Source organism: Pseudomonas sp. H1h (assembly GCF_000633255.1).
Lineage (GTDB): Bacteria > Pseudomonadota > Gammaproteobacteria > Pseudomonadales > Pseudomonadaceae > Aquipseudomonas.
The window spans coordinates 40,251-56,206 of sequence record NZ_AYMJ01000013.1; the positions used below are offsets into that span (position 1 = coordinate 40,251).

General features: G+C 61.4%; 10 protein-coding genes. 4 read left to right on the forward strand and 6 right to left on the reverse strand.

The annotated features are described in order from the left end of the window. Nucleotides 1–268: 268 nt before the first annotated feature. Together rlmKL and U862_RS0110340 are read left to right on the forward strand one after the other, a co-directional pair. Complete coding sequence (gene rlmKL / locus U862_RS0110335; protein WP_025110335.1) at nucleotides 269–2,539, forward strand: bifunctional 23S rRNA (guanine(2069)-N(7))-methyltransferase RlmK/23S rRNA (guanine(2445)-N(2))-methyltransferase RlmL; 2,271 nt, start codon at nucleotides 269–271, stop codon at nucleotides 2,537–2,539. A gap of 144 nt (nucleotides 2,540–2,683) precedes the next feature. Next, a complete protein-coding gene (locus tag U862_RS0110340; RefSeq protein WP_025110336.1) occupies nucleotides 2,684–5,065 on the forward strand; it encodes a diguanylate cyclase in 2,382 nt (793 codons plus the stop codon). Nucleotides 5,066–5,190: 125 nt separating this feature from the next. On the opposite strand, the gene dacB is transcribed toward U862_RS0110340, so the two are convergent. Next, nucleotides 5,191–6,651 carry a D-alanyl-D-alanine carboxypeptidase/D-alanyl-D-alanine-endopeptidase gene (gene dacB / locus U862_RS0110345; RefSeq protein ID WP_025110337.1) on the reverse strand — a complete coding sequence of 487 codons (1,461 nt, stop codon included), beginning with the start codon at nucleotides 6,649–6,651 and terminating at the stop codon, nucleotides 5,191–5,193. 234 nt (nucleotides 6,652–6,885) lie between these two features. Between dacB and U862_RS0110350 the strand changes: the two genes are divergently transcribed. Then, nucleotides 6,886–7,230 carry a YggL family protein gene (locus U862_RS0110350; protein ID WP_003223308.1) on the forward strand — a complete coding sequence of 115 codons (345 nt, stop codon included), beginning with the start codon at nucleotides 6,886–6,888 and terminating at the stop codon, nucleotides 7,228–7,230. Nucleotides 7,231–7,268: 38 nt separating this feature from the next. Here the strand turns inward: U862_RS0110350 and U862_RS0110355 are convergent, their stop codons facing one another. Next, nucleotides 7,269–8,465: a benzoate/H(+) symporter BenE family transporter gene (locus U862_RS0110355; protein WP_025110338.1), complete on the reverse strand. Its 1,197-nt coding sequence runs from the start codon at nucleotides 8,463–8,465 to the stop codon at nucleotides 7,269–7,271. Nucleotides 8,466–8,727: 262 nt separating this feature from the next. Between U862_RS0110355 and U862_RS0110360 the strand changes: the two genes are divergently transcribed. Next, the gene (locus tag U862_RS0110360; protein ID WP_007961054.1) at nucleotides 8,728–9,492 is read left to right on the forward strand and encodes a GntR family transcriptional regulator; all 765 of its coding nucleotides are present in this window, start codon (nucleotides 8,728–8,730) and stop codon (nucleotides 9,490–9,492) included. Nucleotides 9,493–9,672: 180 nt separating this feature from the next. On the opposite strand, the gene guaD is transcribed toward U862_RS0110360, so the two are convergent. The 4 genes from guaD to xdhA all read right to left on the reverse strand — a co-directional run bounded on the left by guaD (nucleotide 9,673) and on the right by xdhA (nucleotide 15,878). Continuing rightward, on the reverse strand, nucleotides 9,673–10,977 hold the full coding sequence (gene guaD / locus U862_RS0110365; protein WP_025110339.1) for a guanine deaminase: 1,305 nt from the start codon (nucleotides 10,975–10,977) through the stop codon (nucleotides 9,673–9,675). A 13-nt stretch (nucleotides 10,978–10,990) separates the two neighbouring features. Continuing rightward, a complete protein-coding gene (xdhC, locus tag U862_RS0110370) occupies nucleotides 10,991–11,848 on the reverse strand; it encodes a xanthine dehydrogenase accessory protein XdhC (RefSeq protein WP_025110340.1) in 858 nt (285 codons plus the stop codon). A 183-nt stretch (nucleotides 11,849–12,031) separates the two neighbouring features. Continuing rightward, complete coding sequence (gene xdhB, locus U862_RS0110375; RefSeq protein WP_025110341.1) at nucleotides 12,032–14,431, reverse strand: xanthine dehydrogenase molybdopterin binding subunit; 2,400 nt, start codon at nucleotides 14,429–14,431, stop codon at nucleotides 12,032–12,034. Beyond that, a complete protein-coding gene (xdhA, locus tag U862_RS0110380) occupies nucleotides 14,424–15,878 on the reverse strand; it encodes a xanthine dehydrogenase small subunit (protein WP_025110342.1) in 1,455 nt (484 codons plus the stop codon). Before xdhA ends, xdhB begins: the two co-directional genes overlap by 8 nt. Between the last annotated feature and the right edge of the window lie 78 nt (nucleotides 15,879–15,956).

Here is a 15,956-nt window from a genome sequence, read left to right on the forward strand (position 1 = left end):
ATCGGCCCCGCGCTGGATGATGGGGTTAATCCTTTAGTGAGAATGACCCACGTTTGCGCTGGGGTACTAAGCGACGAAGGGTCGCTTTAAGACTTTTTGTTTCATCAACTTTTTTATCTGTCCTTGCATCTAAGCTCTTTTAACCCGAGCAGCAGGGATGGAACGGCACACCTTCGTGCCACGCGGGCGCTCTTTTAGAAAAGCGCCTGATTGAAAACCGGATCGGCAATGCGTTGCCGATTCACTAGCCAAAGGCTCTGGAAATACCATGTCCGATCGTTTCGAACTCTTCCTCACTTGCCCCAAAGGCCTTGAAGGCCTGCTCATCGAGGAAGCCGTCGGGCTTGGCCTTGAAGAAGCCCGCGAGCACACCTCCGCCGTGCGTGGCATGGCGACCATGGAAACCGCCTACCGCCTGTGCCTCTGGTCGCGTCTGGCCAACCGAGTATTGCTGGTGCTCAAGCGTTTCCCGATGAAGGACGCCGAAGACCTGTACCACGGCGTACTCGACGTCGAGTGGCAGGACCACATGCTCAGCGACGGCACCCTGGCCGTTGAATTCAGCGGCCACGGCTCGGGGATCGACAACACTCACTTCGGCGCCTTGAAGGTCAAGGACGCCATCGTCGACAAACTGCGCACTCCGCAAGGCGACCGCCCGTCCATCGACAAGCTCAATCCGGACCTGCGCATCCATCTGCGCCTGGATCGCGGCGAAGCGATCCTGTCGCTTGATCTCTCCGGCCACAGCCTGCACCAGCGCGGTTACCGCCTGCAGCAGGGCGCTGCACCGCTGAAGGAAAACCTCGCGGCGGCGATCCTGATCCGTTCCGGCTGGCCGCGCATTGCTGCCGAAGGTGGCGCGCTGGCTGACCCGATGTGCGGTGTCGGTACGTTCCTGGTCGAGGCCGGCATGATCGCCGCCGACATGGCGCCGAACCTGCGCCGTGAGCAGTGGGGCTTCACCGCATGGCTGGGCCACGTGCCGGCGCTGTGGAAAAAGCTCCATGAAGAAGCGGTCGAGCGTGCCGCTGCCGGTCTGGCCAAACCACCGCTGTGGATTCGCGGTTACGAAGCCGACCCGCGCCTGATTCAACCGGGCCGCAACAACGTCGAGCGTGCGGGTCTGAGCGAGTGGATCAAGATCTACCAGGGTGAAGTCGCGACCTTCGAGCCGCGTCCGGACCAGAACCAGAAAGGTCTGGTGATCTGCAACCCACCGTATGGCGAGCGTCTGGGTGATGAAGCCAGCCTGCTGTACCTCTACCAGAACCTTGGCGAGCGCCTGCGTCAGGCCTGCCTGAACTGGGAAGCAGCGGTGTTCACCGGTGCGCCGGATCTGGGCAAGCGCATGGGCATTCGCAGCCACAAACAGTATTCGTTCTGGAACGGCGCGCTGCCGTGCAAGCTGTTGTTGATCAAAGTGCTGCCGGATCAGTTCGTCACTGGCGAGCGCCGCACCCCGGAGCAGCGTCAGGCCGAGCGCGAGCAAGCCGCTTACGACCAGACCCCGGACGAGCCGCAAGAGCGCAAGTTCAACAAAAACGGCAACCCGATCAAGCCGACGCCAGCCCCGGCTCCGGTGATCGAGCAGCCGCGCTTGAGCGAAGGCGGGCAGATGTTTGCCAACCGTCTGCAAAAAAACCTCAAGGCCATGGGCAAGTGGGTCAAGCGCGAAGGCATTGATTGCTACCGCGTCTACGATGCCGACATGCCGGAATACGCCATGGCCATCGACCTGTATCACGATTGGGTGCACGTGCAGGAATACGCTGCGCCGAAGTCCATTGATCCGGAAAAAGCCTCGGCGCGCATGTTCGATGCCCTGGCCGCGATTCCGCAGGCGCTGAACGTCGACAAGAGCCGCGTGGTGGTCAAGCGCCGCGAGCGCCAGAGCGGCACCAAGCAGTACGAGCGTCAGGCCGCGCAAGGCAAGTTCAACGAAGTCAGCGAAGGCGGCGTCAAGCTGCTGGTAAACCTTACCGACTACCTTGACACCGGGCTGTTCCTCGACCACCGGCCGATGCGTATGCGCATTCAGAAAGAGGCGGCCGGCAAGCGCTTCCTCAATCTGTTCTGCTACACCGCGACGGCCAGCGTGCACGCGGCCAAGGGCGGTGCGCGCAGCACCACCAGCGTCGACCTGTCGAAAACCTACCTCGACTGGGCGCGCCGCAACCTGTCGCTGAACGGTTTCTCCGACAAGAACCGTCTGGAGCAGGGCGACGTGATGGCATGGCTGGAAAACAGCCGGGACGAGTACGACTTGATCTTCATCGATCCGCCGACCTTCTCCAACTCCAAGCGCATGGAAGGCATCTTCGACGTACAGCGTGATCAGGTGCAGTTGATCGACCTGGCCATGGCGCGTCTGGCGCCGGGTGGCGTGCTGTACTTCTCCAACAACTTCCGCAAGTTCCAGTTGGAGGAGAACCTGGCCGAGCGTTACGCGGTCGAGGAAATCAGCGCGCAGACCATCGATCCGGATTTCGCCCGCAACACCAAGATTCATCGCGCCTGGAAAATCACGGCTCGTTGACACTTGCCCAGGTTGGATCCACAGAGCCTTGATTTTTAACGGCTCTTGGATCCGATCAACGCTAGCCAAATTAATGGCTAATAGCTATAACTCACTCATGGCCAATGGGGCTTTCCCGGAACACTGGCGTAGTGAGTTGCCCTTATGTCGTTGCACCCCGTGCGCCCAAGGATTCTGGGTTTTATCAGCGAAGAAGTCTCGGCCTGGCTGGTCGCGCTGCTGGTATTGCTCGCCGGCGGGATTCTCACGGGGCTGCTCGCCTGGGCCACCCTCAACCAGTTTCATCATCAATTGCTTCAGCGTTTTCAACTGCTCGCCAATGAGCGCTACAGCCGCATCGAAGAACGCTTTCAGGATCAGGAGCAGCGCCTCGACGGTCTGCGCCGTTTCTTCGCCAACTCCGAATCCGTGTCCCGTGCCGAGTTCGACGGCTACACCCAACCTCTATTACTGCGCACCCAGGCCTATTCGTATGCGCCGCGGGTCAGTGCGGCCGAGCGCCCGGCGTTCGAGCAGCGTGTGCGGGACGAAGGCCTGAACACCTTTACCATTCGCGAACTCAACGCACAGGACGAACTGCAACTGGCGGCCGTGCGTGATGAATACGTGCCGGTGTTGTACAGCCAGACCCAGAGCCGCCTCGGCTCGCCCTTGGGCTACGATTTGCTCGCGCAACCGCTGCGCCGCGACACCCTGCAGCGCGCCGAAAAACTCGGCAATCTGGCGGTGTCGCAACCGATGCACCTGGTAAGTATCGAACCCTCTTACGCGCGCGGTGTGCTGCTGGTGGCGCCCGTAACCCGTGAGGTCGGGCGGCGGCCGTTTGGCTACGTGATGGCGGTGATCAGCATGCGTCAGTTGCTGGCCGATGGTTTGCCGGATGCGTTCCATGACTACCTCTCGGTGCGCATCCTCGATCTGTCGACCAACGATCAACACGAGGTACTGTTCGAGTCGAGCAATCAACCGGCCGCCAGTGAATTGTCGGCGACGCGCCTTGTACGCCTGGCCGATCACGACTATCAGGTCGATATTCTGCCGAGCGAAGCATTTATGCAGGCCAATCATTCGTCAGTCGGCAGTGTGGTGATTCTCGGCGGATTATTGAGTGTGTTGCTCAGCGCATTGCTCTACGTGCTGGTCAGCCAGCGCCAGCGCGCCTTGCGCATGGTCGAACTGCGCACTCAGGAACTGCACGCTCGCGAGCAGGAACTGCGCGGCACCCACGGTCAATTGCGCGGGGTGCTGAACGCCGCGACCCAGGTTGCAATCATCGCCACCGATTTGCGCGGGGTGATCAACACCTTCAACCCCGGCGCGGAACAGATGCTCGGCTACAGCAGCGCCGATGTCGTTGGCCATATGACCCTGGAAAACCTGCACCTGCCGCGCGAACTCACAGCGCGCTCGGCGGAGTTGAGCGCGCGTTACGGCAAGAGCATTCCGACCTGTCACGCGATGCTGGTCGAGGGCGGCGAGGTGGGCGGTCATGAGGCGCGCGAGTGGACGCTGGTGCGCAGCGATGGCAGTCATCTGCCGGTGAACATGCTCGCCACCCCGGTGCTCGATGAACAGGGCCTGTGGGTCGGTCATCTGGCGATCTGCATCGACATCACCGAGCGCAAGCGCGTGCACGAGGCACTCGCGGCGCGTGATGTGCTGCTGAAAAAACTCAGCGCCCATGTGCCCGGCGGCATCTACCAGTTCAAGATGGAGTTCGACGGACGCTTCAGCGTGATCTATGCCAGCGACGGCATCCGCGAGATCTACGAGCTGGAGCCGGATGTGCTGCTGCTCAATGCCGAGGCAATTTTCACCCGCATTCATCCGCAGGATGTCTCGCGGGTACGCAGCTCGATCCGGGCGTCGGCAGACAGCCTCAGCCCGTGGCGCGAGGAATACCGCGTGCAGTTGCCCGAGCGCGGCCTGCGCTGGGTGCGCGGCGAGGCGACGCCGGAAGAGCTGCCGGGCGGCGGTGTGCTGTGGCACGGCTACATCTCGGACATTTCCGATCTGAAGCGGGTGGAAGAAGAACTGCGGGCGCTGTCGGTTACCGACTCACTGACCGGCATCCACAACCGGCGTTATTTCCAGGAACGCCTGACCACCGAAATGGCCCGGGTCGAGCGTGGCGGTGGAGAGCTGTCGGTGATCATGCTCGACATCGATCACTTCAAACGGATCAACGACCAGTACGGCCATGCCGTGGGCGACCGCGTGTTGCAGGCAGTGTGCGAACGCATCGGCCATCGCTTGCGCCGCACCGATGTGTTCTGCCGTCTGGGCGGCGAGGAATTCATGGTGCTGTGCCCGGATATCGACGGCAAGCACGCCTATATCCTTGCCAAGGAGTTATGGCAGGGGCTGCGCAGTTCGCCGGTGGATGTGGTCGGGGTGGTGACGGCCAGTTTCGGCATCGCCAGCTGGCGACCGGGGGAGGGCGCAGATGCGCTGTTGTTGCGAGCGGATTCCGGCGTGTACGCGGCGAAGCAGGCCGGACGGGATCGGGTTGAGCAGATGAGCTAGCCTGTTACGCCAATCCCCTGTGGGAGCGGGTTTGCTCGCGAAGGCGGCGTGTCAGTCACCAAAAATACTGACTGCACTGACGCCTTCGCGAGCAAGCCCGCTCCCACATTAGATCGGCTGTGTTTTTACAGCGCCGAAGCGGTCTGCGGCAAGCGCGGCTGCTTGTACAGATCCAGCAGCACCTGATCCAGCACCGACGATGCGCCGAACGGGGCCTTGTCGTTGAGGATCGCCACCACCGCCCAAGTGTTGCCATTGACGTCACGGCTGAAGCCGGCAATGGCACGCACGGTGTTCAGGGTGCCGGTCTTGACGTGGGCTTCGCCGCGCATCGCGGTGGTCTTCAGGCGTTTGCGCATGGTGCCGTCAGTGCCGGCAATCGGTAGCGAGCTGATGTACTCGGCGGCGTACGGGCTGTGCCAGGCCGCTTGCAGCATGTTGGCCATCTCGCGGGCGCTGACGCGTTCAGCGCGCGACAGCCCGGAGCCGTTCTCCATCACCAGGTGCGGCGCGGTGATGCCTTTCTTCGCCAGCCATTGGCGGACCACGCGTTGCGCGGCCTTGGCGTCGTCACCGTCGGCTTCGTTACGGTATTTCTGGCCCAGGCTCAGGAACAGCTGCTGGGCCATGGTGTTGTTACTGTATTTGTTGATGTCGCGGATGATTTCTGCCAGATCTGGCGAATAGGCGCGGGCCAGCAATTTGGCGCTGCTCGGGGTCGCGGCGAGGCGATCCTTGCCCTGAATGCTGCCCCCCAATTCTTTCCAGATCGCGCGCACAGCACCGGCGGTGTAGGTCGCGTGGTCGAGCAGCGACAGGTAAGTCTGCGAGCTGCAGCCATCGCCCAGTTGACCGGCGACGGTCACGGTCACGCTGCCATCAGGCTGGGTCACCGGGTTGTAGCGCACGCCACCGGTGCACTGTTTGGAATTGAGCGCCTTGACCGTGTTCTCGATGTGCACGCTGGCAATCGGCGGCTCCACCGAGATCAGCACCCGACCACCGTCATTGCGCGCTACAAAGCGCAGGGCCTTGAGGTTGACCAGCAGCGAGTCCGGCTTGACCAGGAACGGCTTGTTCTCGTCGTTGCCGTCGTCGTTGAACTCGGGCAGTTGCGGCTGGATGAAGAAGCTGCGGTCGAGGATCAGGTCGCCGGTGACCTGGGTCACGCCGTTGGCGCGCAGGTCGCGCATCAGCAGCCAGAGTTTTTCCATGTTCAGCTTCGGATCGCCGCCACCCTTGAGGTACAGGTTGCCGTTGAGGATGCCGCCGCTCAGGTCGCCGTCGGTGTAGAACTCGGTTTTCCACTGATGGTTGGGGCCGAGCATTTCCAGCGAGGCGTAGGTGGTGACCAGTTTCATGGTCGAGGCAGGGTTGACCGAGACGTCGGCGTTGTACACGGTCGGGTTGCCCGGGCCGTCGAGCGGGATCATCACCAGCGACAGTGCAGTGGGCTGCAGTTTGCTGGCCTTGAGGGCTTTTTCGACGTTAGGCGTGAGGGCGGTGTTGATGGTGGCCGCAGAAACCGGCAGGGCCAGGGGCAGAAGAAGGCCGGCGAGAAACAGTGGACGCAACGATTTGATCATATGAATTAAAACCCTGCAGAAGAGGGGGAAAATAACGAGGGCATGGATGAAAAAGCCCTCAGTGGTCATGAAAGTGTCGGCATTATGCCCCAAGGTGTAACAGCTTGTGCCTTGCCCGTGGCGGCCATTTCGTTATTTTTTTACAGCCGGTCGGCCACGGCACCCAGAGAGTCGGGCAATTGACCGCTTAAACTGGTAAAGTGCCGGCCGTTATTACTTAAGAGGATTGTTCCAATGGCGACTAACCGTTCCCAGCGTCTGCGCAAAAAACTGTGCGTTGATGAATTCCAAGAGCTGGGTTTCGAACTGAACCTGGACTTCAAAGAAGACTTGTCCGAAGAAGCCATTGACGCTTTCCTCGAAGCATTCATCAAAGAAGCCATGGAAGCCAACGGTCTGGGCTATGTCGGCGGCGACGACTTCGGTCTGGTGTGCCTGCAGAAGCGTGGCTCGGTCAACGAAGAGCAGCGCGCTGCCGTTGAAGCCTGGCTGAAAAACCGTAGCGAACTGACCGGCATGACCGTCAGCCCGCTGCTGGACGTTTGGTATCCGGAAAAGCCGATCAACGCGGCTAAGTGATACTGAAAAAAAACGGCGACCTTCGGGTCGCCGTTTTTTTATGCCTGGGTTTTGCGCCAATTCAGGATCAATAACGTCAGCACACCCGCCACAATCCCCCAGAATGCCGAGCCGATGGAAAACAGCGTCAGCCCCGACGCCGTGACCATGAAGGTGATCAGCGCCGCTTCACGTTCCTTCACTTCGGTCATGGCAATGCTCAGTCCGTTGATGATCGAGCCGAACAGCGCCAGCGCGGCAATCGACAGCACCAGTTCTTTCGGCAACGCGGCAAACAACGCCGCCAAAGTTGCGCCGAACACCCCGGCAATCCCGTAGAAAATCCCGCACCACACCGCGGCGGTGTAGCGCTTGTTGCGATCTTCATGGGCGTGCGGCCCGGTGCAGATCGCCGCGCTGATGGCCGCGAGGTTGATGCCGTGGGAGCCGAACGGCGCCAGCAGCAGCGAGGCGATGCCGGTGGTGGTGATCAGTGGCGAGGCCGGAACGTTGTAGCCGTCGGCGCGCAGCACGGCGATGCCGGGCATGTTTTGCGAAGTCATGGCCACCACAAACAGCGGGATGCCGATGCTGATGGTCGCGGCCAGCGAAAAATGCGGCGTGGTCCACACCGGCGTCGCCACTTCCAGATGAAAGCCGCTGAAGTCCAGCAGGCCCATGAAGCCCGACAGTGCGGTGCCAATCAGCAGCGCAGCCAGCACGGCGTAACGCGGCGACAGGCGCTTGACCACCAGGTAAGTGAAGAACATCCCCAGCACCAGCCCGGTGCGGTGCTGCGCGGCGACGAAGATTTCGCTGCCGATCTTGAACAGAATCCCCGCCAGCAACGCCGCTGCCAGCGAGGCCGGGATCTTTTTCACCAGGCGTTCGAAGCTGCCGGTCAGGCCACAGATCGTTACCAGCACCGCGCAGGTGATGTAGGCGCCGATGGCCTCGCCGTACGTGACGCCGCCCAGACTGGTGATCAGCAGGGCCGCGCCCGGTGTCGACCAGGCGATGGTGATCGGCGTGCGGTAGCGCAGCGACAGGCCGATCGAGCACACCGCCATGCCGATCGAGATTGCCCAGATCCACGAGGAAATCTGCCCGCTGCTCAGGCCCGCCGCTTGCCCGGCCTGAAACATCAGCACCAGGGAACTGGTGTAGCCAGTCATCATCGCGATGAACCCGGCGACGATGGCCGAAGGCGAAGTGTCGGCGAGCGGGCGCAGCCGGGTGTAGGTGGCGTCGTTCATGACGGCGATGTTCCTTATACAGATGAAGATCTCCGCCACACCACAGGGGGATTGTGTGTAAAAGGCGGATTCTGCGATCAAGCCTAAACTCAATCGTAACGGATCGTTGCAATACAGCCGTGGACACAAACAGCCATACAGTCGTGTTGCCACCTTCCATTGTGTACAATCGCGCTGTTTTTTACGCGATACTTGCCAGCGACCTACTGTGCCGTATTACAGTCACGGTCTATTCGCCGCAGTTCTCCCGACTCGAGTGCCCATGAACGAACAGTTGCAACCCCTCAAGAAACAACCGCGAGCAGGCAAAGCCGGCCGCAGCGGAACCCAGGACGATATTGTCTACGCGCATATCTTCGAGGCCATCCTCGAACAGCGTCTGGCGCCCGGCACAAAATTGAGCGAAGAAGCGCTGGGGGAAATCTTCGGGGTCAGCCGCACCATCATTCGCCGCGCGCTGTCGCGTCTGGCCCATGAAGGCGTGGTGCTGTTGCGGCCGAACCGTGGCGCTGTGGTCGCCAGCCCGAGCGTTGAAGAAGCGCGTCAGGTGTTCATGGCCCGGCGTCTGGTAGAGCGCGCGATCACCGAACTGGCGGTGCAGCATGCCACTGCCGAGCAGATCGCCGAGTTGCGCCAGATGGTCAACGACGAACGCGACAGCTTTTCCCGTGGCGATCGCGGCGCCGGTATCCGGCTGTCGGGCGAATTCCACCTGAAACTGGCTGAAGCGGCGAAAAACGCGCCACTGATCAGCTTCCAGCGCAGCCTGGTCTCGCAGACGTCGCTGATCATCGCCCAATACGAAAGTGGCAACCGTTCGCACTGCTCGTATGACGAACACACCCAGTTGATCGACGCCATCGAAGCGCGCAACGGTGAACTGGCGGTGGACCTGATGATGCATCACATGGACCACATCGACAGCAAGCTCAACCTCGACGAGGAAAGCGCTTCGGACGACCTGCATGCGGTGTTCTCGCATCTGTTGCAGACCAAGAAGCCTGGGCGGCCTGCGGCCAAGCTCTGACCGGCACCGAGTCGCGGCATTCGCGAGCAAGCCCGCTCCCACATTGATCCTCAGTGAATGCAGGATTTGTGAGTGACTGATACCCCCTGTGGGAGCGGGCTTGCTCGCGAATACGATCCAGCAGGCAACAAAAATCCCCCGGGGCTAACACCACCGGGGGATTTTTTTGCCCGCAGAAAACTAGCGCTGATGCACCAGCGCGCCCGCCGCATACGTCTGCTGCACCGTCCGGTCATCCCCCAGCGTCATCAACACGAACAGCGTTTCGGCGATGTTGTTGGCTTGCTTCAGGCGATAGCTCAGCAGCGGTGTAGCGTTGTAATCCAGTACCAGGAAGTCGGCGTCGGAACCCGGTTGCAGGTTGCCGATCTTGTCTTCCAGACGCAGCGCCCGCGCGCCACCGAGGGTCGCCAGGTACAGAGACTTGAACGGGCTCAGCCGCGCACCTTGCAGTTGCATCACTTTGTAGGCTTCGTTGAGGGTTTGCAGCAGCGAGAAACTGGTGCCGCCGCCGACGTCAGTGCCCAGGCCGACATTCAGTTTGTGCTTCTCGGCCATTGGCAGGTTGAACAGGCCGCTGCCGAGGAAGAAGTTCGAGGTCGGGCAGAACGAGATCGCCGAGCCGGTCTCGGCCAGGCGCGCGCACTCGTCATCGCACAGGTGCACGCCGTGGGCGAATACCGAGCGCTCGCCGAGCAATTGATAGTGATCGTAAACGTCGAGGTAGCCCTTGCGCTCCGGGAACAGTTCCTTGACCCACTCGATTTCCTTGAGGTTCTCGCTGATGTGGGTCTGCATGTACAGATCCGGGTATTCGGTGAGCAACTGGCCGGCGAGGGTCAGTTGTTCCGGGGTACTGGTCGGGGCGAAGCGCGGGGTGACCGCGTAGTGCAGACGGCCCTTGCCGTGCCAGCGTTCGATCAGCGCCTTGCTCTCGACGTAGCTCGATTCGGCGGTGTCGGTCAGGTAGTCCGGAGCGTTGCGGTCCATCATCACCTTGCCGGCGATCATCCGCAGGTCGAGCTTCTCGGCGGCTTCGAAGAACGAGTTCACCGATTGCGGGTGCACGCTGCCGAACACCAACGCGGTGGTGGTGCCGTTGCGCAGCAGTTCCTTGATGAAAATGTCGGCGACGTCATCGGCGTGAGCCTTGTCGCCGAACTGGCTTTCGCACGGGAAGGTGTAGGTGTTCAGCCAATCGAGCAGTTGCTCGCCGTAGGCGCCGACCATGCCGGTTTGCGGCAGGTGGATGTGGGTGTCGATGAAGCCCGGGGTAATCAGCGCATTCTGATAATGCGTGATCTCGATGTCTGCCGGCAGGGTCGGCAGCAGGTCGCTGGCGTGGCCAAGGGCGCTGATCTTGCCGCCATCGACCACCAGCAGGCCATCCTCGAAATATTCGTAGGAGGCTTCGATCCCGACTTCGGCGGGGTCGGCGATGCTGTGCAGGATGGCGGCGCGGTAGGCTTTGCGAGTCAGAGGCATGAGGGTTCTCTAATCAGTTTGAGGCTTTGAGTTTGGCGGCCTGGCTGCGCCGGGAAACCGGCAGCAGTTTGGCAATCGGTTCGGCGCTGGCGGTGTGCTGGCCGAAATTGGCGTTATAGGTGGCGATGATTTCGCCGGCGATGGAGATGGCGATTTCCACAGGCAGCTTGCCTTTGACTTCGCCGATGCCCATCGGGCAGCGCATGCGTTGCACGACGCCGCTGTCGAAACCGCGATCACGCAGGCGATGTTCGAACTTGGCGCGTTTGGTCTTCGAGCCGATCAGGCCGAAGTAGGCAAAGTCGTTGCGCTTGAGAATCGCGGCGGTGAGTTCCAGGTCCAGCTGATGGTTGTGAGTCATGACGATGCAGTAGCTGCCGGCTGGCAGGTCGTCGATTTCATCCACAGGCTCTTCGGCGACGATTTTACGCACGCCGTGGGGGATCTGTTGGGGGAATTCCTTTTCCCGCGAATCGATCCAGCGTACCCGGCAGGGCAGGCTGGCGAGCAGTGGCACCAGTGCGCGGCCGACGTGGCCGGCGCCGAACACAGCAATCTGCGCCTGCACCTGGCCCATCGGTTCGAACAGCAACACCGTGGCGCCGCCGCAGCACTGGCCGAGGCTGGCACCGAGGCTGAAGCGCTCCAGATGGGTGTCCTGCTTGCCGCTGGCGAGCATTTCGCGGGCGATCTGCATGGCTTTGTATTCCAGATGCCCGCCACCGATGGTGTCGAAGGTCTGATTCGCGCTGACGACCATTTTCGAGCCGGCATTGCGCGGGGTCGAGCCGAGTTCTTCGATGATCGTCACCAGAACGCAGGGTTCGCCCTGGTTCTGCAGGTCGGCGAGGGCGTCGATCCAGTTGTACATGTTCACCTCGACATCTGTCGTTGTCTGTTCGGGCCTCTTCGCGAGCAAGCCCGCTCCCACATTTGGATTCGCACCAGTCCAACAGTCAGCGCATATCCTTCCCGCATTGGATTTGCACCAGTCCAACAGTCAGCGCATATCCCTGTGGGAGCGGGCTTGCTCGCGAAGGCCGCGCCTCGGTCCTTAAAGCGGAGCCAACTCGGTTTCAGCCTCGACGGCTTTCACCGCTTTCAACTGGCGCATCTGCTCACACCCCCACAACACCCGCTCCGGGGTCGCCGGCGCGTCGATCTGCGGTTGATGCTTGTAGTCGCCAAGGCTGGCCACCGCATCCTTGATCGCACACCACGAAGCAATCCCGAGCATGAACGGCGGCTCACCCACAGCCTTGGAATGGAACACCGTGTCTTCCGGGTTCTTGCGGTTTTCCACCAGCTTCACCCGCAGGTCCAGCGGCATGTCGGCCACGGCCGGGATCTTGTAGCTGGCCGGGCCGTTGGTCATCAGCTTGCCCTTGTTGTTCCACACCAGCTCTTCCATGGTCAGCCAGCCCATGCCCTGGATGAAGCCACCCTCGACCTGGCCGATGTCGATTGCCGGGTTCAGTGAGGCGCCGACGTCGTGGAGGATGTCGGTGCGCAACATCTTGTACTCGCCGGTCAGGGTGTCGACGATCACCTCGCAACATGCCGCGCCGAAGGCGAAGTAATAGAACGGCCGACCACGGGCCTGGCTGCGGTCATAGTAGATTTTCGGGGTCTTGTAGAACCCGGTGCTCGACAGCGACACCTGATTGAAATACGCCAGCTGGATCAGCGCTTCGAAGGTCAGGATGTGGTCACGCACGCGCACGTGGCCGTTGTGGAATTCGACGTCTTCTTCGCTGACCTTGTAGTGCCGCGCCGCAAATTCCACCAGCCGCTGCTTGATGATCTCGGCGGCGTTCTGCGCTGCCTTGCCGTTAAGGTCGGCACCGCTGGACGCGGCGGTCGGCGAGGTGTTCGGCACCTTGTCGGTGTTGGTCGCGGTGATCTGCACCCGGTCCATTTCCACCTGGAACACTTCGGCCACCACCTGCGCGACCTTGGTGTTCAGGCCCTGGCCCATTTCCGTGCCGCCGTGGTTGAGGTGGATGCTGCCGTCGGTGTAGACGTGCACCAGTGCACCGGCCTGATTGAGGAAGCTGGCGGTGAAGGAAATGCCGAATTTCACCGGGGTCAGCGCCAGGCCTTTTTTCAGGATCGGGCTGTTGGCGTTGTAGCGCCGGATCGCTTCGCGGCGTTCGTGATACTGGCTGCTTTCTTCCAGTTCCGCGGTCATTTCCTCGAGCATGTTGTGCTCGACGGTCTGGTAGTAGTGGGTGACGTTACGCTCGGTCTTGCCATAGTAGTTGGCCTTGCGCACGGCCAGTGGATCGAGGTTGAGGTGCCGGGCAATCGCGTCCATCACTTCTTCGATCGCGACCATGCCTTGCGGGCCGCCAAAACCACGGTAGGCGGTGTTCGACGCGGTGTTGGTCTTGCAGCGGTGACCATTGATCGTCGCGTCACCGAGGTAGTACGAGTTGTCCGAGTGAAACATCGCCCGGTCGACAATCGACGCCGACAAGTCCGGCGAGCAGCCGCAGTTGCCGGCCAGGTCCATGTTGATCCCGTGCAGGCGACCGGTGCTGTCGAAGCCGACGTCGTATTCGACGTAGAACGGGTGACGCTTGCCGGTCATCAGCATGTCTTCGACGCGCGGCAGACGCATCTTGGTCGGCTGGCCGGTGAGGTGGGCGACCACGGCGCACAGGCATGCCGGGCTCGCGGCCTGGGTTTCCTTGCCGCCGAAACCACCGCCCATGCGGCGCATGTCGACAACGATTTTGTTCATCGACACGTCGAGCACTTCGGCGACCAGTTTCTGCACTTCGGTCGGGTTCTGCGTCGAACAGTAAACGATCATGCCACCGTCTTCGGTGGGCATCACGGAGGAGATCTGCGTCTCCAGGTAGAAGTGTTCCTGACCGCCGATGTGCAGCGTGCCCTGAATGCGATGCTCAGCCGTCGCCAGCGCGGAAACCGAATCGCCGCGCTGATGGGTGTGGCTGTCGAGCACGAAATGACGTTTGCGCAGGGCTTCAACCACGTCCAGTACCGGTTCGAGGTCTTCGTATTCGATGATCGCGGCCATGGCGGCTTTGCGCGCGGTTTCCAGATCTTTGGCGGCAACGGCAAGCACCGGTTGACCAACGAATTGCACGTCGTCGATGGCCAGCAACGGGTCGCCAGGCATCAATGGGCCGATGTCTTTCAAGCCCGGCACGTCTTCGTGGGTGATCGCAATGCGCACGCCTTCGAAGGCATAACAAGGCTTGGTGTCGATGCTGATGATTTTCGCGTGGGCGCGGTCCGACATGCGTGCGTACAGGTGCAGCTGGTTCGGGAATTCCAGGCGATCATCGATGTACTGCGCTTCACCGGACACGTGCTTGGCGGCGCTGTCGTGCTTGACGCTGCGACCGACACCGGTGGTCAGGTCCCTGGCGAACAGTTCAGCCAGTTCAGCTTGAGTTTTCTCTACGCCGTGATGGTTAGACATAAGCGGTCACCCGAGTCTCGATGTGCGGTGTTTGCAGTTCGATGAAGTATTTGCGCAGCAGGTTCTGCGCACTGAGCAGGCGATATTCCTTGCTGGCGCGAAAGTCCGAGAGTGGCGTGAAGTCTTCGGCCAATGCAGCGCAGGCGCGTTCGACCACGGCGCTGTTGAACGGCGCACCGATCAGCACGGCTTCGCAGTGGGCAGCGCGTTTCGGGATCGCGGCCATGCCGCCGAAGGCCATGCGGGCATCGGTGATGACACCGTTTTCAACGCGCAGGTTGAAGGCGGCGCAGACGGCGGAAATGTCGTCGTCCAGGCGCTTGGAGACTTTGTAGGCGCGGAAACGCTGCTCGGCGGTGGCGCGCGGGACGATGATCTTCTCGATGAACTCACTTTCCTGACGCGCGGTAACCTTGTAGTCGATGAAATAATCGTCGAGGTTCAAGGTGCGGCGGGTTTCACCCTTGCACAGCACGACCTGCGCGCCGAGGGCGATCAGCAGCGGTGGCGAGTCACCGATCGGCGAGGCGTTGCCGATGTTGCCGCCGAGGGTGCCCTGGTTGCGGATCTGCAGGGAAGCGAAGCGGTGCAGCAGTTCGCCGAAGTCCGGGTATTCGGCATTCAGCGCTTCGTAGCAGTCGGAAAGGGCGGTGGCGGCGCCGATTTCGAGGCGGTCATCGAAGGTCTCGATGCGCTTCATTTCGGCGACGTTGCCGACGTAGATCATCACCGGCAGGGTGCGGTGGAACTGGGTGACTTCCAGCGCCAGATCGGTGCCGCCGGCGAGCAGCCGCGCTTGTGGGTAAGCGTCGTAGAGATCAGCCAGATCGGCGACGGTCAGCGGCACCAGGCAGCGCTTGTCGCCGCTGTTGAGTTCGCCGATATCGGTCGGGGCGATGGCTTTGAGGCGGGCGATGGTCTCGGCTTCGCGGGCATCGAACTGGTCCGGTTGCTTGCCACAGCACGATTGCTCGGCGGCGGCGAGGATTGGCCGGTAGCCGGTGCAACGGCAGAGGTTGCCGGCCAGCGCTTCGTGGGCCTTGGCATGATCGGGCGCATCGCTGTTCTTTTGCAGGGCGAACAGTGACATGACGAAACCGGGGGTGCAGAAACCGCATTGTGAGCCGTGGCACTCGACCATGGCTTTCTGCACGCTGTGCAGTTCGCCCTGGTGCTTGAGGTCTTCGACGCTGATCAGTTGTTTGCCGTGCAGCGACGAAACAAAGGTCAGGCACGAATTGAGGCTGCGGTAGCGAATGTGTTCGCGGCCGTCGTCATCCGTTTGCAACTCGCCGACCACCACGGTGCAGGCGCCACAGTCGCCGCTGGCGCAGCCTTCTTTGGTGCCGGATTTGCCTACGTGTTCGCGCAGGTAATTGAGCACGGTCAGGTTCGGGTCCAGGGCGTGCTCGCTACGGAGTTCCTGGTTAAGTAAAAACTGGATCACGGAAGGCCTCGCAGACTCATTATTGTTGTTAACCGACTTGAGCCGAATTTAGCAGGTCTGACTTTTCGGTCAATGGTT